Here is a 19,946-nt window from a genome sequence, read left to right as displayed (position 1 = left end):
ACTAATAAAGACAACTACTATTAAATAAAATTCTTTGAATTGTATCAATAAGGTTAAATCTTGTTTTTAACTATTTTATTTCCCTTTTTGGGAAATAACTTCAAATAATACCCTACCATTTAGCCTTTTATAAGCATGAAAGTGTAATAGATTTAAGTTTTCCATCATTATTAAAGATGAAGAATCTGGCCCTTGTGTACTAGCCCTCCTAAGTCAGAAAAACTCATGAAAACTACTATACTCTCATTATTATTCTTCGTCCAACGATAAATATGGGATAATCAAGAATATTATTCCTTTAAGCCTGAGAAGTGAAACCGCCACCGACAAATTAATGGCGGCAGCGGTTGTTTTTTCGTTAGTCATTTTCTAAGTATTGCTTTCGCAACTTCGCTTTTTCTTCATCCGTTTTTTTGTAATTATAATCATATACTGCCCCTTCCCAATCCCCATACATAGGGTTAGGAAACACGATTAGCTTTTTACCGAATTCTTCTTTAGATTTTTCAACAGCTTGAAGCCTTCCGGAAACTGATAATTGATCGAAGCCGCTATAGTCACTTAAGTTGTCACCAAAAAATAAAACAATTTCATGTGTCCTTGCAACCTTCATCCTTCGAGTTTCTTTGCCTTTTTCACCAGGCTGTTTTAATAAAACATGATTTGGGTCGACTTGGGGCGCACCAACACTTTGTAAATTTTCCATTGTCGCCTCTTTTTGCGCCTCTTTACGGTTGGATATGTAATAAATCGCAACCCCCTTAGAATCTGCATACTGTAAAAATTCAACTGCTCCAGGTAAGGCAGTAGCTTTACCCCTGCTAAACCATTCCCTCCACGTAAATGGTTTATCTTTTCCATGTAGCACATACCATGCAAGATGTGGGCTGTTATCAAGAATTGTCTCATCAATATCAAGAACAACCGCAGGCTTTAAACTATTATTCGGCCATTTACTTAAGATCTCATCCAATCTTAATTTTCCTATATAATATCCCTGGTAGTATAATGCCTTTGCTTCTGCTGATTTTTGGTACCAAAGAACCGACATCGTATTTTGATCATACAAATTAACCGATGCTCTTCCCTTAGTTTCCGCATTTACCTGAGCACTTGTAAGCGATAGTAAAAATCCTAACGCCATTACCCAACGTGCCATTTTCAACATTATAGAAAACCTCCTTTTTCATACATTCTTAGTATGTGAAAAAAGATAACCTCTTAAGAGAGAAAATAAAAAAAACAGCAGGTACAAATCAAGTTGTCCCCCGCTGCTTTTGAAAATGCTGAAATGATTTAACTAACTTGTTTTTTCTCTACCGTTTCAATTGAATCCCGTTTATGGAAACCTTTCATATAATAAACCGCAACCAAAAAGATGATGAAAAGCGGCCCAATAATAACAGCTATTCTTGTATCCGTACTATAGCCCATAATGCCAATTACAAAAGCTAAAAATGCAAGGGCTAGGTAGGACGAGAAAGGATATAGGGGAAGCTTGTATTTTAATGTTTTCACTTCTGCAGGTTTCAGGCTTTTGCGATATTTAAGCTGCGATAGGAGGATGACTCCCCATGTCCAAATCGCACCAAACGTGGCAATACTTGATAACCAGGTAAATACTTTCGCTGGTACAATGTAATTTAACACGACTCCAATTAATAACACGGCTGCAGATGCTAAGACTGCTTTCCCGGGAACTCCACTCTTTGTTACTTTGCCAAATTGTTGCGGTGCCTCACCATGCTCAGCTAAATTAAATAGCATCCGGGCGGTACTAAAAATACCGCTATTACATGATGAAAGTGCGGCAGTTAGAACAACAAAGTTAATAATTCCTGCTGCGCCCTTAATACCGATTTGTTCAAATGTTAAAACAAATGGGCTACCCTTTGTTCCAATTTCCTCCCAAGGGTAAATGGACATAATCACAAATAGTGCACCTACATAAAAGATCAATATCCGCCAGAAGACTGTATCAATTGCTCGGGAAAGAGATTTTTCTGGGTTTTTTACCTCTCCTGCTGTAACCCCTATCATTTCTAATCCCAAATAGGCAAACATAACCATTTGTAAAGATAATAAAACACCTTTCATTCCATGTGGGAATAGTCCACCATGTTCCCATAGGTTGGAAATACCTGTAGCAATGCCGCCATTTCCAAATCCAAAGAAGATCATGGCACCACCCACAGCAATCATTGCTAAGATCGTTACAATTTTAATTAATGCAAACCAAAATTCTAATTCACCATACGCCTTAACTGCTAGGAAGTTGATAGTTGCCATTATGACTAATGCTGCTAGTGCCCAAATCCAACGTGGAACAGTTGGGAACCAATATTCCATATAAATCCCGATTGCAGTAATTTCCGCCATACAGGTAACAATCCATAAAAACCAATAATTCCATCCCGTGATAAATCCTGCAAGTGGGCCTAAATAATCGCGGGCATACGCACTAAAAGAACCAGCTACAGGCTTTTGGATAGCCATTTCGCCAAGCGCTCTCATAATAAAAAACATGATTAGACCTGCAACAGCATACCCAACTAGAATTCCTGGGCCTGCCATTTTAATGGTTGTGGCAGAGCCTAGAAATAATCCAACCCCAATACAAGCGCCTAATGACATTAAAGCAATATGTCTTTCCTCTAAACCACGATGAAGTTCTTTCCCTTGAGTATTGTTGCTCATATATTAATCTCCCCTTTGATTAATAAACTTCAATTTCCCATTTACCCAAATGTTCTGGATCCACACTATTATTGTAAGAAGGGTAAATGATCACCATTCACCTTCTTAATATAAAAATAATACTTTTAATACTATAGCAACTCTAAGCCTTTTTCTACCTCCTATATATTTTGACAACGCTTTCAAATAAGAAAAGCTCAAATTGTTCCTCTTTTGAACTTTTTATGAAATTATTTTAACATTATTGTGAACAATCTTATTTTGTTAAAAAACGAGAAATTTTTATTATTTTTTTGTAGAATTAGACAAAGACAACTTTTTTTCGTTCAACTCAAAGGTAGACGAACCTTGTTCCTATATATATTGTGGAGGTAATCAGTTTGAATGCTAAGCAACAAGATCCCTTTAAAACTTCGTTTGAAAGTTTAGATGAGTTTGCTGACCTCATTAGTCAAGTATTAATGTGCCCAATTACAATTGAGGATGCCAACCATCGCCTTCTTGCCTACAGTACACATGATGAACGCACAGATCCAGCAAGAATTTCTACGATTATCGGTCGGAGGGTGCCTGAGAAGGTGATCAATCAATTATGGAAAGAAGGAACCATTCCCGCACTGCTAAAGACCCAGGAACCTATTCGTGTAAAGAATATGAATGATATTGGTCTTAACCACCGCGTGGCGATCTCTATCTGGAAGCAAGATGAGGTATTAGGATTCATTTGGGCAATCGAAATCGATAAAAGATTATCTGATGAAGAGTTGGATTTACTAAAAAAGGCTGCAGATGCCGTAAAAAATAAATTATTGCAGTTGCAAACGCGCAAAAATAAGAAAGAGGAGCATTCACAAGAATTCTTTTGGAAACTCTTAACAGGCCATCTAAAGGGAGAAAAAGAGATTTTTGAAAACTTCCAATCGTTGCAAATCACACCTTCCCTCTCTTTTGCTGTAGTGGTATATCAATTCCGGAAAAATATCACAAGTAAAGAGGAGCAGTCCATCTCCTATCTGTTAAAAACCAGCCAACGGATAAAATTTATGCTCTATACCATTGATTGTAATCAGCTTATTTTATTAGTCTCTACAGCAAATATCGATGACCCCTTTCATGAGCTTGATCATTTTGCTCAAGGCTTTGTTTGGAAAATGAATGAACGGTACGGAATTACCGATATCACGCCAGTATATAGCAGTATTTATAAGGATTATCAATTAATCGGCAAAGCTTATAAAGAAACATTGGAGGTGCTGTCGATTAAAGAAAAATTCCCAATAGAAACAAAAGATATATTCAATTATCAAGGACTTGGCATCTATCAATTATTCGAGGTCATCTTAGAAAAAAGGCGAGATCAAGAATATGAAAATAACTCATTAAAACGACTCCATGACTACGACCAAAAGCATAATAGTAATCTTGTTGAAACATTAGAGGTGTTTCTAAATCAAGATAACAACATTAATGATGCAGCTAGGGCATTAAATGTCCATGCCAATACATTAAACTATCGTTTAAAACGTATTGCCGAAATCGGAGAGGTTAATTTCAAGGATCCCAACCAAAAAATGATTCTTTATCTCGATTTAAAGCTGGAAAAATATCAGGGGATTTGAACATTTTGTGAAAATCCCCAAAAACAATGAAAATATTTCTCCTTTCTTAACAAAGAATTTCTGTTGAAATCATTTTATACTTTAGCCATAGCAAAACATTACAAAGTTAATTAGGGAGGAATTACAGATGTTTATTGGGGTACCTAAAGAAATTAAAAATAATGAAAATCGCGTAGCACTTACGCCTGCAGGTGTTGTTTCATTAATAAAAGCTGGTCATAAAGTATTAGTAGAAAAAGAGGCAGGAATTGGAAGCGGTTTCACTGACAACGATTACGCAAAAGCTGGTGCGGAAATTCTTGAAAGCGCTAACCAAGTTTGGACAAAATCAGAGATGATTATGAAGGTAAAAGAACCACTTTCAAGTGAATACCAATATTTCCGCCCAGGTTTAATTTTATTTACTTATTTACACCTTGCTGCAGAACCTTCATTAGCACAAGCACTTAAAGAGAAAGGTGTTCTTGCTATCGCCTATGAAACTGTTTCAGCAAATAGAACTCTTCCACTACTAACACCAATGAGCGAAGTAGCTGGACGAATGGCAGCCCAAATTGGTGCACAGTTCTTACAAAAGAATAACGGTGGTCAAGGAATCCTGCTCGCTGGTGTACCAGGGGTAAACCGCGGGAAAGTAACCATTATTGGCGGCGGTATCGTGGGTACTAACGCTGCAAAAATGGCCATTGGCTTAGGTGCAGACGTAACGATCATTGACTTGAGCGCAGACCGTCTTCGTCAACTAGATGATATTTTTGGAAATCAAGTAAAAACGTTAATGTCAAATCCATTCAACATTGCAGAAGCAGTTGCGGAAGCCGATCTTTTAATCGGTGCTGTCTTAATCCCAGGTGCAAAAGCTCCGAAGCTTGTAACAGAAGAAATGGTTAAGTCAATGAAGCCTGGCTCAGTAATTGTCGATGTAGCGATTGACCAAGGTGGTATTGTGGAAACTTCAGATCATGTCACAACACATGACAACCCAACATTTGAAAAACATGGCGTTCTTCATTATTCTGTTGCCAATATGCCTGGAGCTGTTCCAAGAACTTCAACCATTGCTTTAACAAATGTAACAGTTCCATATGCATTGCAAATTGCCAATAAAGGTGCAGTAAAAGCAATTTCTGAAAATGCTGCATTGAAACTAGGTGTGAATGTTGCAAATGGGGAAATCACTTACGAAGCGGTAGCAAAAGATCTTGGTTACGATTATGTAACAGTAGAAAATGCCTTAGAAAAAGAACTTTCGTCTCTTTAATAAAAATTAAAAAAGGATGTCGTCAATAGGTTTAATCTATTGATGACATCCCTTTTTTATATCAAGCTTCAGTGCCCTATCCGCAATTGTCAGTTATAAATATTTCCTATGGACCCCTTTCCCATCATACGAAAACAACATTTTTCTTTCCTCAATCATCGTTTCGATATGAACTGGCCTGCCCCACAGTTGCTGGATATAAGGGAGCACCTTTTCAAGGTATTTAACATCTAATTCGATTCCCTCATACCAATGTTTTACATACAACTCCCCATTTTTCAAGTAGTCGCCATCATTGACAGTAAGATAGGGAAATCCACCGTTTACTCGCATATTTACGAGCTGATCACGGATATGCTCCCACTCCTTATCAACTACCTTATAATCCCGGCCTTGCTTTTGGAAAAGATACATGTCTTCTCTCATGACCAGATCTTTATTTAAGTAATTGCGGAGGAAAGAAATATCCGATTCGACCTCACGTACCTCAAACATTTTTTCCCTTCCTGAACCGGGTTCAACACCCCTTCGCTTCATTTCCTCTGTTGGATTGTTATACCGCTCTTCAATATCTTCAAAAATTTTAATGCCTAAATAATATGGGTTTATTCCCGTTTTGGATGGTTGAACAACCCCGGCATTCAATTTAGCAAATTCAATGGATTCTCCGCTAGTTAAATCCATTTCTCGTAAAATCCGCTGGTGCCAAAATGAAGCCCAGCCTTCATTCATGATTTTTGTTTCAAGCTGAGGCCAGAAATAAAGCATTTCTTCCCGCATCATTGTCAAGATATCCCGCTGCCAATCTTCAAGCTCTCTGCTGTAGGTTTCAATAAATAGCAAAAGGTCCTTTTCTGGCCTAGGTGGAAATTTCCTTTTCTTTGGTTGCTCTTCTGTCTTTTTTTCCTTATCGTCAAGCTTCCATAGGTCATCATATGGTGTGATTACTTGATGCTCCTGCTCCTCGTCTTCCTCAAAATCACCAATCGTCCAAGAAAGCTTCGGCCTCATCAATGATGGATCAATGTGCTCATCAATCGCAAGGACTGCATCTAGAAAAGTCTCCACTTCTTTTTTACCATATTGAATTTCATATTGGTGAATTCGGTCTGCGGTAGCTGCCATACTTTCGACCATATCTCGTTTTGTATTTTGGAAACGGACATTGTTTTTAAAGAAATCACAATGGGCCAATACGTGAGCAACAATCAGTTTGTTTTGAATTAAAGAATTTGAGTCCAGCAAGAAGGCATAACACGGGTTTGAGTTAATGACAAGCTCATATATTTTACTAAGTCCTAAATCATAATGCAGTTTCATTTTGTGAAATTGCTTCCCAAAGCTCCAATGAGAAAATCGGGTTGGCATCCCGTAGGCCCCAAAGGTATAAATAATTTCGGCGGGACAAATTTCGTACCTCATCGGATAAAAATCCAAGCCAAAGCCGGTTGCGATTTCCGTAATCTCACTGATGGCATATTCAAGCTGCTTGCGACCTTCTACATTCATTCGCCACTCCCCCTTTTCCTCTTACCACAATGTATGAAGGGAAGACGGGAATGATGAAACAAGATAGAATAAACTACTTCTATTTTTCCCTAAAACAATAAGTTAATGATGATGGCATAATCTTCCTCTGATACAAATAAGCCCAACTCTTTATTTATTTATACAGGAAAATGTTGAAAACAGCGTAAACACGGGGTGTCCAACATTTTCTGTGAGAGTTATTTCCGGATTGTCATACAATAACATCAACTCCTAATGAGGAGGAGAGAAAACAGATGAATAAAGTGGATTACGACAGGGCGTTATACTATACGCACCGATCTGAGTGGGACAATTTATTGATTTTAATGGTACGAACAAAAGATCAATTTTTATCTAAGAAGATAGAACAATTCCTGCATGCCTACAATTTCGAAAAGGACTACACTGTCCTTGAATCAAAACTTTATAATCTCCTTCGTTACATCGACCATGCTAACGAATTCATTGAACCTGATGCAAATGAGATACCGTTGTATAGTCTTTCCTGAAAACTTAGTGAATACCGAATTTGTTTGAGTGAATTTTTTACAACCGGGTAAAAGAATTCCACCAAAAAAACGGCTTCCCACTTGGAAGCCGTTTTCCGTTATGCAATCGGATATTGTTGTACAAATGGGTGTAAGACGATTTCGTCAATCAGCATGTGCTTAGGAGCAGAAGCCATATAAACGACTGCATTAGCAATGTCCTCCACCTTGAGCCAATCCTTTTTCTCTGCAAGGCCTTGTGTTGATTCGGCGAAATAAGTATCGACCATACCAGGATTGATTGTACCGACGCGGATTCCATATTCCCTTACTTCCTGAGCAACTGAACCGGAAAAACCTTGCACTGCATATTTTGTTGCGGTATAGGCCGCACCATTCGGTATGGTATATCGGGCAACATCCGAAGAAATGTTAATAATCGTGCCCGATTTCTGCTCCTTCATATGTGGAAGGACTGCCTTTGTAGCCAGGAACACACCTTGGACATTCACCTCAAAGATTTTCTTCCACTCATCTACGGTTACTTCTTCCGTTAATTTAAAGAAGCCAACACCCGCATTATTTACAAGAACATCTACTGTTCCATAAGTTTCAATTGTTTTTCGAACGACATTTTGCATGTCTGCTTCATTCGAAACATCTGCTTGAACAGGAAGAATATGGGTATAACCCATATTCAGTAATTCATCAGCAGTTTCGGTAACTTGCGAAGAACTTCCTACAATTGTTAATTTCATTCCCTGCTCAGCAAGTTTCACTGCAATTTCTCTTCCTATACCTCGCGATGCGCCCGTTACAATGGCAACTTGTTCTTTTAGCACTTTTTATCATCCCTTCATGATGAGATGTTATTGAACATCATTTATTACATTTGTTGAACTACTTTCACCTTTTTATCTACTAGTTCCATAAAGTCCTTTTCAACAGTATGAAGTTTTGAAATACTTTCAGCAAGGCTATCACACCTTACACCAAAATAGAATTTTACTTTTGGTTCTGTTCCCGATGGTCTTAGACATACCCATGAACCATCTTCAAAAATATATTTCAAAACATTCGATTTAGGCAAATCAATTTTTTCTTCTCCATTTTGTGTTATGCGGGTACTTGTTAGATAGTCTTCAGTAGCATATGTACTTAATTCACCCAGGTTTGTAAATGATTCATTTCTGAATGAGGTCAAAAGACGCTGGATCATTTCTGACCCTTCTTTTCCTTTTAGCGTTAAGGAACGAAGGCCTTCACGATAAAATCCATATTTTTCAAATACCTGAATCAAGCCTTCGTAAAGGGTCATGCCTTGTTTTTTATAATAAGCGCATACTTCTGTTGCCAACAAAGCCGCTTGGACTGCGTCCTTATCACGGGCAAAATCACCAATTAAATAGCCGTAGGATTCCTCATACCCAAATAGGAAAGTATGGTCACCTGTAGCTTCATATTGGTCAATTTTTTCGGCAATAAACTTAAAGCCTGTTAAAACATCAACTGTTTCTAATTGGTAGGATGAAGCAATATTCCGCCCTATTTCAGAGGTAACAATTGTTTTTAATACAACGCCATTTTGTGGCAATGTTCCTTTTTCCTTCTTCTGGGTAAGCAAATAGTCAAGTAATAATGCCCCTGTTTGATTTCCTGTGAGAACAACATATTCACCTTCATGATTTAAAACAGCAATCCCTAATCGATCGGCGTCTGGATCAGTCGCAATTAAAAGGTCTGCCCCTACCTTTTTTCCATCACGAATAGCTAATTCGAAGGCAGCATGTTCTTCTGGATTTGGACTTTTCACAGTTGAAAATTCCGGATCCGGCTGTTCTTGCTCTTTTACAACTGTTACATTTTTATAACCCAAGGCAGCAAGTGCGGCACGAACAGGTTTATTTGCCGTACCATGTAAAGGAGTGAAAACAATCTTAATATCTGTTTCTTCCGAGAGTCCCGGATTCTCGGAAATCGTTTTTAACTTTTCAATGTATGCTTGATCAATTTCTGAACCAATCGTCTTAATTAGCCCTGATCCTCTTAATTGGTCCTCACTATCAACCTTTATTAATAATTCATTTTCGATATTGTTTACTTTTGCAATGACTTCATCAGCTGCATCTGGAGGAAGCTGACCACCATCAGATCCATATACTTTATATCCATTATATTCAGGTGGATTATGGCTGGCAGTAATGACAATACCAGAAAAGGCATTTAAGGTTCGTAAGGCAAACGAGAGCTCCGGAGTTGGTCTAAGTTCATCAAACACATACGTTTGAATACCCTTTGTTGCGAGTGTCCTTGCCGCCTCCAATGCGAATTCCGGGGATTTATGACGCGAATCATATGCAATGACAACACCACGTTTTTTTGCTTCTTCACCATGTTCTACTATGTAATCTGCTAAGCCGGCTGATGCTTTACGTACGGTATACAAATTCATTCGGTTTGTCCCAACACCGATTTCACCGCGCATTCCACCCGTTCCAAATTCTAAGTTCTTGTAAAAAGAATCTTCTAATTGCTTTTCATCATTCTTCAATGTTTCTAATTGATTCTTTAATTCTAGATCCAATCCGTCAAAATCAATCCAGCTATTTGCAATTACTTTCCAATTCATATGGTGTCTCCTCCAATTTCTGTTTTATTATGTATTGTTTCTAAGTTCTTGCTCGTTACTCCTGCAAAACGTATGCAAAATAAGCCGACAATTTTTGCTATGAAGCAGGTGAATACAATCACATTCTATCATACCTTAAATTTACTTCCATAAGAGTAAAACTAAAAAAAAGCCTGCAAAAATTACAGGCTTTCCCTCTTTCCTAAATAATCAATTCATTATCAGCCTTTGTAAATATACTAAGCATGGTATTTTTCATTCTTTTTACATCAATAAATTGTTGAAATTCAAACGGAAAAAACAATCCAAATTCTTGAAGAGTTGCAACGTTTTTGTCAAAAACAGCTTCGTATTGCTCATCAAGTGGAGAAGATTCAAGTATAGATATAATTGTTTGAATACAAGTCATCACCTGAAAGGCATCTTTTAATGTGTTAAAATCTTCAGGAGTACGTAAAACCTTTAACTGTTTAAATTCACAAATTTCCTCATCACTATAATAAAGGGGAAAAATATTTGAATACACATACCTCACCAGTCCATTAATTTCTTCTTCTTGACTTGGTGTCGAGGCAAATACTATTTTCACTTGTAACCCACCTTTGCCATCGCTTTTTTCAGACGAATTTTATATCATAAGAATACCATAACTGCCGGGGTATTTACGGTGGTAATTAGTGGATGACGAAGGAGATAATATGTTTAAAACGGTACGTAAGGGAGAATGGCTCCATATTATGGTCCCAGAAGAGTGGGACAGCAAAACAGTTGACTGGGTTTTTCGTCACTATTGGGAAGCACCCAAAAAATTAACACATCTTTTTCGAATGGAGAATAAGGTTTTGGTAGATGGTAGTCGTGCTAACTGGCATTTGCCTCTTAAAACAGGGTCAACACTGCTCGTAAAACTTTTTGTAGATGAGGAACCGCAAATAATCCCGACTTTCCATGATATTGACATCTTATTTGAAGATGATCATGTTTTGGTGATTAACAAGCCGGCATACATGAACACTCATCCAAATAATCCTTTAGTGGAGACCAACACACTTATGAACGCAGCTTCCTTCTATCTCCAATCTAAAGGAGAATGTCGGAATATCCGGCAAATTCATCGTTTAGACCGGGATACTACTGGTGCTATCCTGTTGGCAAAGCATCCGTTAGCTGGCGCAATATTAGACAATATGCTAGAAAAGCGTCATATAAAACGAACCTATATTGCTGCCGTACATGGACTGTTCCAGCAAAAAAAGGGGACAATCCATCTGCCAATTGGCCGTGATCGCCATCATGCAACGAAACGAAGAGTTTCACCATCCGGTCAGGAAGCTACTACCCATTTTCAATTGGTAAAAGAAGATAAAAACAAACAGCTTTCCTATGTAAAATGCTGGCTTGAGACAGGAAGAACCCATCAGATAAGGGTACATTTAAGTCATATAGGGCATTCCATAGTGGGCGATATCGAATATGGCGGAAAGCCCTTAACGAAAAGGCAAGCATTACATGCCGCCAAACTTGAATTTAGTCACCCTTTAACGAAAGAAAAAGTGATATGTCATGCACCTGTGACTGATTCATTAGATATCTTTAAACAGATCGATATTTATTCAATCTAAACAGCAAAAGCCTCCCGCAATTGGGAGGCTTTTTACATCTAAGTTTTATGTGGTTAATTAATCAGCTTTTCTAAAGGCCCTCATAATGAAGCTTAGCAGTAGAACCAACACAGCAGAACCGATGATTGCCGGGATAATGGCAAAATCGGACACATGCGGCCCCCAATTACCTAATACCGCTGTTCCCAGCCATGCACCAACAAATCCAGCTATGATATTACCAATAATGCCACCAGGAATATTCCTGCCAACGATAAGACCTGCTAACCAGCCAATAATTCCACCGACTATTAATGCCCAAATGAAACTCATTATAGAACACTCCTTTTTAGTATTCATCTTTCATTTATTAGCATAAAGCTCAGGCAGTAGTGGAAAGAATTTTTTCATGCTGCCTGTATAGTTAAATTACCCCCATTTTATATTTTTACTCATAAAAAAATATAAACCGGAAATAATTAATCTGGTTTTGGTATCAGCGTAAACCATTTACATAAATTCATGATTCTAGGTAAAAGTAAGGAAGTGCATCTAACAAAGAGGAAAATTCTGAAGATTCTAATGTTAAGTTTTTGTAAATTTCACTGCTATATAATACTTTTTTCGACATTTTTCATATAAACTTATTGAGTTGATTCATAACTATGGATGATAAAAATGGGGGTAACATCAATGGCATTTAAGAAAGTGGATAAATTCTCAGCTCTTTTACGTAAAATTTCTGCCAATTTAGATGAAGGAGTAGATTTTTTCACAGAATATAAATTGAATAACATTAGTGATTTAAAAATCTTTTCCGAGAAAATGAAGGAATATGAAACCCAAGGGGATACATTTGTTCATGAAGTAATAAAAGAACTAAATGATGCTTTTATCACACCTATTGAACGTGAAGATATTTTACACCTTGCGATGAGCATGGATGATGTAATCGACGGCCTTGAAGCTACTTCTGCATTATTTGAAATGTATTCCATTACCCAAGCAGATGATTTTATGCTCCAGTTCGTTTCGGCCATACAGGGAAGTGTTCATGAAATCGATAAGGCCGTTGAATTATTATCGAATAAAAAACTGCAACAAATTAGAGAACATGCCATTAAAATAAAGGATTACGAATCGAATTGCGATAATATTCTGCGTCAATCGATTAAACATTTATTTACGGTTGAAAAAGACCCAATCCGGATTATTCAATATAAAGAAATTTACGAAAATCTTGAAGATATTGCTGACTACTGCCAAACTGTCGCAAACACGCTTGAAACCATTATCATGAAAAATGCCTAAGGAGCAAAAAAATGAGCCTTTTATTCATACTAACGATAGCAATCGTAATATGTGCCCTTGCATTTGACTTTATTAATGGGTTCCATGATACTGCTAATGCAATCGCAACATCTGTTTCAACGAAAGCACTAAAACCACGTCATGCCATTTTGTTAGCAGCCATTATGAATTTTGTTGGAGCGATGACATTTACCGGAGTGGCAAAAACAATTTCAAAGGATATTGTTAATCCATTCGATCTTACCAATGGCTCTGTTGTTATTTTGGCCGCGTTATTATCGGCCGTCATCTGGAATTTACTTACCTGGTATTTTGGAATTCCAAGCAGTTCTTCACATGCGCTGATTGGATCGATTGCCGGGGCAGCTATCGCCGCTAGTGGTTTTGGTGTTCTCAACTATGGTGGATTTACTAAAATTATTGAAGCACTTATACTTTCACCTATTATCGCTTTTGTAGTTGGTTATATAATTTACAGTATTTTCAAAGTGGCATTTAAGAATTTTAATTTAACAAAGACGAATCGAAATTTCCGTTTTATTCAGATAGCCACGGCTGCATTGCAATCCTATTCCCACGGAACGAATGATGCGCAGAAATCCATGGGGATTATCACCATGGCTCTAATTGCAAATGAGTATCTCCCTAAAGATGCGGATGTTCCTCTTTGGGTTCAAATATCCTGTGCTACCGCGATGGGATTAGGTACGTCAATTGGCGGATGGAAAATCATTAAAACCGTCGGCGGGAAAATAATGAAAATACGTCCAATTAACGGAGTGGCCGCTGATTTAACTGGCGCCGGGATTATTTTTGGTGCAAGCTTAATTCACCTTCCGGTAAGTACGACACATGTTATCTCATCGGGAATCCTGGGGGTTGGTTCTGCACACCGGCTTAAAGGGGTTAAGTGGGATACAGCCCAGCGTATGCTTATCACCTGGGTCATTACCCTTCCGATTTCGGCATTAATCGCTGCGTTCCTTTACCTTATTCTAAATCTTATCTTTTAATATGTAAGCAACAAAAGAACCAGATTATTATTTGTATCTGGTTCTTTTGTTGCTTATTTTTCTATTTTATTATGGATGTTCGGAATGTTTCCGCCATTATGTCATAAGATTTCTTCAAGCGTTCATAGTATATGGGAATATCCCAGCCATTCCAGCTGTAAATATAGGTAGCATTTTGCTGAAACCTGCCGTTAACCGCTGTTGGAAATGATTGTTGCACCTTGCCTGCTTTTGTTGTAACAATGGCAACGCGGATACCGGTTGTTTCCACACAGGCTGATATGCCGTTTTCCCAAATGTCGCCGATCACTTCCTTTGAGCTAGGGTCTCTAACATTCAAAAGCTGCCATGGAATCCTTCCTTCGATCACCTTTTTATTGCTACCAATACTTATATCCGTTAAAGAATCAAACATTTTACTTTTTGGATTGGCATTTCCAAACCTCATGACACCCGTTTCATAATCCTGAAAGGGGATAACTGTTGCAGTAGAAGGAATGATTAATTGTTTATTAAGTGCCAAACGGATGGGATGAAATACTCCATTGTCTTTTTGAGCGGCATTTGGCACTTCCGGAATCATGTGTAAAATTCTTGCATATTGGTAATAGAATGTATCATAATAACTATCGACCACTATCCTAGACTCCCCTGCTCCTGCTAATTTGACAAAAAAATCTACACCATAATCCGTTTCAACCTTTGTATGCTCATTTAAAGAAATCTTGGTTTGTCCCTGATTCGGGGCAGTATCCAGGAGTAAGAAAACTCCTTGTTTAGACAAATTCACGGGACGATTATAGGTAACTAAAAAATAAAAATACCCGCTGTCCGATGTGAAACGAACTTCCTTTACATCCTTCTTTTTATCCGTCGTCCAATAGCCCTTTTTTACTGCAGCCATGTCCCAATCTGAGGCTGTGCCATCCACAACTATCCCTGATGCCCTTTTTCCTGGTTCGAAACTAAGCAAACCAAAATGCTGCTCATTTGTTTGCTGGTTATTCCAATAGGGCCTGCGGTCGGGATTATCGAAATCCATCGTATTCCAGGTACGTTTAAACCATTCATCCTGCCATGTAAAAACTAGCCCGCCCGCATACCCCTCCGTTACGATTGATTGGTATAAACGGCTATTAATTTCCCCCTGCTCTTTCTCTGAATGAAAGCCCTGATTCATTCCAAACGGATTTTTATGTGTTAACCCCCTTGATGATGGCACGCCAAATTCAGCAACTAAAACTGGCATTTGATGTGCAGGACGAAACTCATGAAGGTACCCTTCATAATTATTTTTCTTTCCTTTTCTATCTACATAATCAAGATACTTTTGCTCAAAGTTCATAAAATCCGGGTAGTAAGGATAGATGTGGTACGAAGCAAACATCCCAGCATGGAAGGATTGAGAGATTTTAATATGATTCGGATTAATTGAAACCATATCTTCCTTCTCAAGTGGTTCCGCGGGATGATGCAATATATCGGTGGTCACCCAATTCGTAAAGCTGAGCGAATGCTGCCAGGAATATTGCTTTGCTTCGTAGGCAGCGGCATAGTCCATAAGCCCAGCAAGCCAAACCTCAAATGGGCTTGCATTTTCCGTTTTAAAATAATTGCCCTTATATTGGGCTATTCCGGCATGGACGGTATTTGTATTCTTCACCATCTCTGGATCCCATTCCGTTCCTATGATCATTCCAAGGACATATTTGGAGATATCGTATTGATAAGTGCCTGCTGCATGTCCGGGGCGTTCGGCCAAATTGGAATTACCATGAATAATATCAATCATATTTCTTATTTCCAGCTTAGCGTCATCTACATTTATCCGGGCAAAGGCATCCTGGGTCTGTGTCAAATTCTCTTCACTGACCCATGTCCCATGAAATAAATATAAGGGCTGTTCAGCGATTTGATTATAGAGATAAAATGCTTCGTAGAATTGTGGCGGATGAAGCGTATAAATTCTTAAAGCATTTGCATTCATGGCTCCAATTGCTTTAAACCAGCGAAAATACTCTTCCTTCGTTATGGCTGTTTCGCCAGGAAAATAACCTGGTTTGCTAATCCCCATATTCACACCCTTGATAAGATAGTCCTGCCACTTTCCACCTCTTTGAATTTGAATATACGTATTTCCGGTTTTGCTATTTGTCTTAACCCCGTTTTGTTCAACTAGTCCTATCTTTTCCTGTGATTTTACTTGCCTTAGCCCATGATGTAAAATATCTTTCATCATCGGTACATATGTCTGCCAGTAAAAAGAATCTTTTGCACCAAGTTTTCTTTTCCATGTATCAAAACCTTTTGTTTGATACATTCTCGGCACTTCCGCTTCATCCGCATAATCACCGGAAAAATAATAGGATGAGAATTTCGTATTTTGGTGATAAATGACTGCCGGGAAGCTGGCGGGAATCCCGTATCCTTCAAGCCTTTTCACTGCAGCATGTGAAATCGGCAAACGGTAAGCAGCCAAAATTTCATTCTTATCTCTTGCCTCGATAATATCGAACCAATACGGATATTTCCCCTTGATTTCATCGGTAAAATATTTCTTCCCCTTTTTTGATACTTCAAACAGAAGCCCTGTATCCTTAACCTCCTCTTTTCCGATAACCACTACATAATTATTTCTACCTATAAAAACAAAACCTTCTCCATCAAAGCCCCACTTCATATTTTGTTTCCGATAGTTCGCTTTGATCCACTCTGGCACTTCAGAATTCGAAAGATCTGAAAAATAGCGGCCAATCCAGCCAGACCATTCAACATTAAGTAAATTGGAGATTTCCTCCTTGGCCTTTTCTGAAGTGGGACTTGCAAACGTATTAAATTCTGCGATTAATGTCTTACCTTTTGATTCGATTAGTGCCCTTTCAATTTTATTAACTTCACTGGATGTAAGCCCGCCATAAACTTTTTTTGAATGTTTGCCTTCAGTATTCCTACGATTAATGTCCTCTTTATATACGCCATATTGATCAGTTAAATAGATCACATCAAACGGTTTTAAATCTCTTGGTAGGGGTGTAATCGTATATTCCTGTCCATTTTGCGGTTTAAAGCCTTTATAATCATTTTTTACTGAATATGGGGTTGTCCCATTTTTATAGTATTTTGCGTTGTTTAATATCCACACAAGTCCTTTATGTTCCCGGAAGGATTGAGTGGGTACTGTTTTATCCACGATTAACACGTTTAATTTTTTTGAAGGCTGAATCTTCCATAACCAAAAGGGGCTCGTCAAAAATAGGATGAGGAATACCGAATAGATCCATAGGTTGGTTTGTCTTTTCATTCCGAAACACCTTTTCTTTTCATTTCTCCCCAGCTTTTATCCCCTTTTAGCATCTGCCATACTCCTTCACAGCGCCAAAATACAGTTAGCGGTCGGTACCATAAAGTTTCTGTCAAGGAATAAAGGAATAACTTAAGGATATCTGTAACCTTGGGATATTTCGTCAAACTCCATTCTTCTAAAAGTACTGCTGCCATCGAAAAAATCGATCCGTATAAACAGGATAATAGAAATAATAAAATAGCAAATTCTATGTAAATTCCCCCGAGAACAAAACAGAGAACCATAAAAATATAGCCGGATAATTCAATAATTGGCCCCAAGAACTCCACAATCCAAAAGTAGGGAAAGGCCAGTAGTCCAATTGAACCGTATCTTGGATTAAAGCTTACTTTTTTATGAATCCATAAACTTTCAAATAGCCCTCGATGCCATCGTCTCCTCTGTCTTCTTAAAAATTTCATGTCTTCCGGAACTTCTGTCCAACATACAGGGTCAGGAACATAGACAATTTTCTTCTTTTCACCTTTTTCTCTCAATATCCGGTGCATTCTCACCACTAATTCCATATCCTCCCCAACCGTATCGGTTCGGTACCCGCCGGCAGCAATCACCCAATTCTTTGAAAAGACCCCAAAGGCACCAGAGATAATGAGCAGTAGATTATGCCTGCTAAGACCAATCCTTCCCATTAAAAAAGCTCGTAAATACTCAATGATTTGCATAACAACTAATGGTTTATCTGATAACCCAATTTTTTCAATTCGCCCATTTTGAATATGACAACCATTCGCAATTCGTATACTTCCTCCGGAAGCAATCACTTCCTCATTAGAGTCGATAATCGGCTTCATCACCTTTAAAAAAGCATCCTGTTCAAGAACAGAATCACCATCTAAAGAACAAAAATACGGATAATGGGAAAAATTCAGGCCCACATTAAGCGCATCTGCTTTTCCTCCGTTCTCTTTATCAATAAAAAATAGGTTCGCAAATCTGGCGGATTGATAAATCTTTCCGATTGCTTTGGTGCTAATTTGTATGCGAACAACCTTTTGGATCTCTTTCATATCATAGTGATCAATCATTTTTTTGAGAGTGTGGTCGGTGGAGCCATCGTTCACGACAATGACTTCAAATATTGGGTAATTCACACGTAATAAGGAACGTACACTATGGACAATACCAGCTTCTTCATTAAAGGCAGGGACGATAATCGAAACAGGTTTGGTGTAGATTCCTTCCAAGTAATCATCGTAGACCTGTATTCGATCAAGTTGGTATTCCTTACGAAGTTGAATCATGGAAATAAACAAAAAAACGGTGTAAAAGATAATGACTAGTACCATGTAACCGGCAATAAATGAAGCAAAAGCCGTAACAATGTCGCTCCAGTGAATAAAATGCATTGTTCATACCCCTTTATGGAGCCATTCCCAGGCCATGTCTTTTGCAAAAGGATCCTTTGATGTTTCTAAAACTGTTCGAAGAATATCTTTCCCGTTTCCAAATTGACAGATTGATTGGCCCGCTTGAGAACGAACCCACCATGTTTGATCGTGTAAAAGCTCGATTAATCTGGGCATGGCTTTTTCTTCTTTAACTGACCCCATTAGTTTTGCAGCAAGCATCCGTTCCTGCCATATTGTAGAATGGAGAATATCTAAATAAGGATTAATATCTTCCACAAAGCCGATTTCTGCTAATGCCTTTAGGGCCCGTAGTTTTATTTCACCACAGTAGCTGAAAATAATATTTTCTAGGAAGGAAAGGTAATTGGTCTCCCTCTTTAACCCAATGACTTCAAGAACGGCTTTCTGTAAGGTAGAATCTGTCTGGTGGAAATAATCTATAAACTGTTGAAATTGTTGATTTTGTAAACGAATCAAGATATGACGATAATCATATTCAGTTAGATACTGATAGTGGTTGGTAAGCAAATGAAATAGTGGGTTAAATTGAAACATGGCAAGGATTCTTAAAATATGGACCAATTCTTCATGGGAAAGCCGTTTATATTTCAATAATCTATTCACATCATTTAACAGGGAAATCATATTGAAGCCCTCAATATAGTACAGAGTATTCATACGTGTACTCCACTTTTTACTCTTAAGCCGCTTACGATAATTTTCCGTTAAATACATGGCAGCTAGTTCCGATAATCGGTTCTTTTCTACATCACCCTCTACTACTTTTAAATAACTACTCAACAGCTTTTCGATGGCCTTTTGCTGGATGGCTGTTTCCGGCCACAGTTCACATGAAGAGATTCCATCGGTCACCAATTGAAAAATGTGGGGATTGTATTTTTCTTTATAGTATTCAATTTTCTTCCTTTTCTTACTATCATGGGATTTTCGAATAAGGAGGTATACTAATAACATGACCAATATTGTTACTATTACGATGGTCATATTCAAAAGGATAAATAACTCATTTTCATGTAGATAAGGCGTATGACTGTCCATAAACTACACCCTTCAATAATTACTA

Annotated in this window: 16 protein-coding genes; 6 read left to right on the top strand and 10 right to left on the bottom strand. The window is 38.0% G+C overall.

The window, feature by feature from the left end; genetic code table 11:
- Window positions 1-358 precede the first annotated feature (358 nt).
- Entirely contained in the window at window positions 359-1,165 is an 807-nt protein-coding gene (locus G6554_RS14670) for a 5'-nucleotidase, lipoprotein e(P4) family (protein ID WP_481747924.1), read from the bottom strand.
- A gap of 131 nt (window positions 1,166-1,296) precedes the next feature.
- Window positions 1,297-2,697, bottom strand: a complete 1,401-nt coding sequence (locus G6554_RS14665) for an amino acid permease (protein WP_166243120.1) — start codon at window positions 2,695-2,697, stop codon at window positions 1,297-1,299.
- A 380-nt stretch (window positions 2,698-3,077) separates the two neighbouring features.
- On the opposite strand from G6554_RS14665, the gene G6554_RS14660 reads away from it, so the two are divergent.
- Together G6554_RS14660 and ald are read left to right on the top strand one after the other, a co-directional pair.
- Complete coding sequence (locus G6554_RS14660) at window positions 3,078-4,316, top strand: PucR family transcriptional regulator (RefSeq protein WP_166243117.1); 1,239 nt, start codon at window positions 3,078-3,080, stop codon at window positions 4,314-4,316.
- 127 nt (window positions 4,317-4,443) lie between these two features.
- Entirely contained in the window at window positions 4,444-5,577 is a 1,134-nt protein-coding gene (gene ald / locus G6554_RS14655) for an alanine dehydrogenase (protein ID WP_166243115.1), read from the top strand.
- A 93-nt stretch (window positions 5,578-5,670) separates the two neighbouring features.
- Here the strand turns inward: ald and G6554_RS14650 are convergent, their stop codons facing one another.
- Window positions 5,671-7,086: a SpoVR family protein gene (locus G6554_RS14650; RefSeq protein ID WP_166243113.1), complete on the bottom strand. Its 1,416-nt coding sequence runs from the start codon at window positions 7,084-7,086 to the stop codon at window positions 5,671-5,673.
- 275 nt (window positions 7,087-7,361) lie between these two features.
- Between G6554_RS14650 and G6554_RS14645 the strand changes: the two genes are divergently transcribed.
- Window positions 7,362-7,616: a YhdB family protein gene (locus tag G6554_RS14645; protein ID WP_166243111.1), complete on the top strand. Its 255-nt coding sequence runs from the start codon at window positions 7,362-7,364 to the stop codon at window positions 7,614-7,616.
- Between the two features lie 98 nt (window positions 7,617-7,714).
- On the opposite strand, the gene G6554_RS14640 is transcribed toward G6554_RS14645, so the two are convergent.
- From G6554_RS14640 to G6554_RS14630, 3 genes are all read right to left on the bottom strand, one after another.
- Window positions 7,715-8,437 (bottom strand): SDR family NAD(P)-dependent oxidoreductase, encoded by a 723-nt coding sequence (locus G6554_RS14640; RefSeq protein WP_166243109.1) that lies wholly within the window; start codon window positions 8,435-8,437, stop codon window positions 7,715-7,717.
- Window positions 8,438-8,481: 44 nt separating this feature from the next.
- Window positions 8,482-10,224, bottom strand: coding sequence for a phospho-sugar mutase (locus G6554_RS14635; protein ID WP_166243107.1), 1,743 nt, complete (start codon window positions 10,222-10,224; stop codon window positions 8,482-8,484).
- Between the two features lie 202 nt (window positions 10,225-10,426).
- Entirely contained in the window at window positions 10,427-10,813 is a 387-nt protein-coding gene (locus G6554_RS14630) for a DUF5365 family protein (RefSeq protein WP_166243105.1), read from the bottom strand.
- A gap of 88 nt (window positions 10,814-10,901) precedes the next feature.
- On the opposite strand from G6554_RS14630, the gene G6554_RS14625 reads away from it, so the two are divergent.
- Window positions 10,902-11,846 (top strand): RluA family pseudouridine synthase, encoded by a 945-nt coding sequence (locus G6554_RS14625; RefSeq protein WP_347564313.1) that lies wholly within the window; start codon window positions 10,902-10,904, stop codon window positions 11,844-11,846.
- A 57-nt stretch (window positions 11,847-11,903) separates the two neighbouring features.
- Here G6554_RS14625 and G6554_RS14620 read toward each other — a convergent pair whose 3' ends face one another.
- Complete coding sequence (locus G6554_RS14620; RefSeq protein WP_166243101.1) at window positions 11,904-12,158, bottom strand: GlsB/YeaQ/YmgE family stress response membrane protein; 255 nt, start codon at window positions 12,156-12,158, stop codon at window positions 11,904-11,906.
- A 360-nt stretch (window positions 12,159-12,518) separates the two neighbouring features.
- Here G6554_RS14620 and G6554_RS14615 point away from each other — a divergent pair, with 360 nt between their 5' ends.
- Window positions 12,519-13,136, top strand: coding sequence for a DUF47 domain-containing protein (locus G6554_RS14615; protein ID WP_166243099.1), 618 nt, complete (start codon window positions 12,519-12,521; stop codon window positions 13,134-13,136).
- An 11-nt stretch (window positions 13,137-13,147) separates the two neighbouring features.
- Window positions 13,148-14,149, top strand: coding sequence for an inorganic phosphate transporter (locus G6554_RS14610; RefSeq protein ID WP_166243097.1), 1,002 nt, complete (start codon window positions 13,148-13,150; stop codon window positions 14,147-14,149).
- Window positions 14,150-14,210: 61 nt separating this feature from the next.
- On the opposite strand, the gene G6554_RS14605 is transcribed toward G6554_RS14610, so the two are convergent.
- Genes G6554_RS14605 through G6554_RS14595 form a run of 3 tightly spaced genes read right to left on the bottom strand, consistent with a single transcriptional unit; the run spans window position 14,211 to window position 19,921 of the window.
- Entirely contained in the window at window positions 14,211-17,450 is a 3,240-nt protein-coding gene (locus G6554_RS14605) for a hypothetical protein (RefSeq protein ID WP_166243095.1), read from the bottom strand.
- On the bottom strand, window positions 17,447-18,859 hold the full coding sequence (locus G6554_RS14600) for a glycosyltransferase family 2 protein (protein ID WP_166243093.1): 1,413 nt from the start codon (window positions 18,857-18,859) through the stop codon (window positions 17,447-17,449). Before G6554_RS14600 ends, G6554_RS14605 begins: the two co-directional genes overlap by 4 nt.
- 3 nt (window positions 18,860-18,862) lie before the next feature.
- Window positions 18,863-19,921, bottom strand: a complete 1,059-nt coding sequence (locus G6554_RS14595; protein ID WP_166243091.1) for a HEAT repeat domain-containing protein — start codon at window positions 19,919-19,921, stop codon at window positions 18,863-18,865.
- Window positions 19,922-19,946 lie beyond the last annotated feature (25 nt).

Source organism: Bacillus sp. MM2020_4 (assembly GCF_011250555.1).
Lineage (GTDB): Bacteria > Bacillota > Bacilli > Bacillales > Cytobacillaceae > Neobacillus.
This window is presented reverse-complemented; position numbering and strand designations above follow the sequence as displayed.

Coding starts and splice junctions, on each gene's coding strand:
- G6554_RS14595 (WP_166243091.1), bottom strand. CDS start 19,921: ATGGACAGTCATACGCCTTATCTACATGAAAATGAGTTATTTATCCTT.
- ald (WP_166243115.1), top strand. CDS start 4,444: ATGTTTATTGGGGTACCTAAAGAAATTAAAAATAATGAAAATCGCGTA.
- G6554_RS14600 (WP_166243093.1), bottom strand. CDS start 18,859: ATGCATTTTATTCACTGGAGCGACATTGTTACGGCTTTTGCTTCATTT.
- G6554_RS14635 (WP_166243107.1), bottom strand. CDS start 10,224: ATGAATTGGAAAGTAATTGCAAATAGCTGGATTGATTTTGACGGATTG.
- G6554_RS14610 (WP_166243097.1), top strand. CDS start 13,148: ATGAGCCTTTTATTCATACTAACGATAGCAATCGTAATATGTGCCCTT.
- G6554_RS14645 (WP_166243111.1), top strand. CDS start 7,362: ATGAATAAAGTGGATTACGACAGGGCGTTATACTATACGCACCGATCT.
- G6554_RS14615 (WP_166243099.1), top strand. CDS start 12,519: ATGGCATTTAAGAAAGTGGATAAATTCTCAGCTCTTTTACGTAAAATT.
- G6554_RS14665 (WP_166243120.1), bottom strand. CDS start 2,697: ATGAGCAACAATACTCAAGGGAAAGAACTTCATCGTGGTTTAGAGGAA.
- G6554_RS14620 (WP_166243101.1), bottom strand. CDS start 12,158: ATGAGTTTCATTTGGGCATTAATAGTCGGTGGAATTATTGGCTGGTTA.
- G6554_RS14650 (WP_166243113.1), bottom strand. CDS start 7,086: ATGAATGTAGAAGGTCGCAAGCAGCTTGAATATGCCATCAGTGAGATT.
- G6554_RS14605 (WP_166243095.1), bottom strand. CDS start 17,450: ATGAAAAGACAAACCAACCTATGGATCTATTCGGTATTCCTCATCCTA.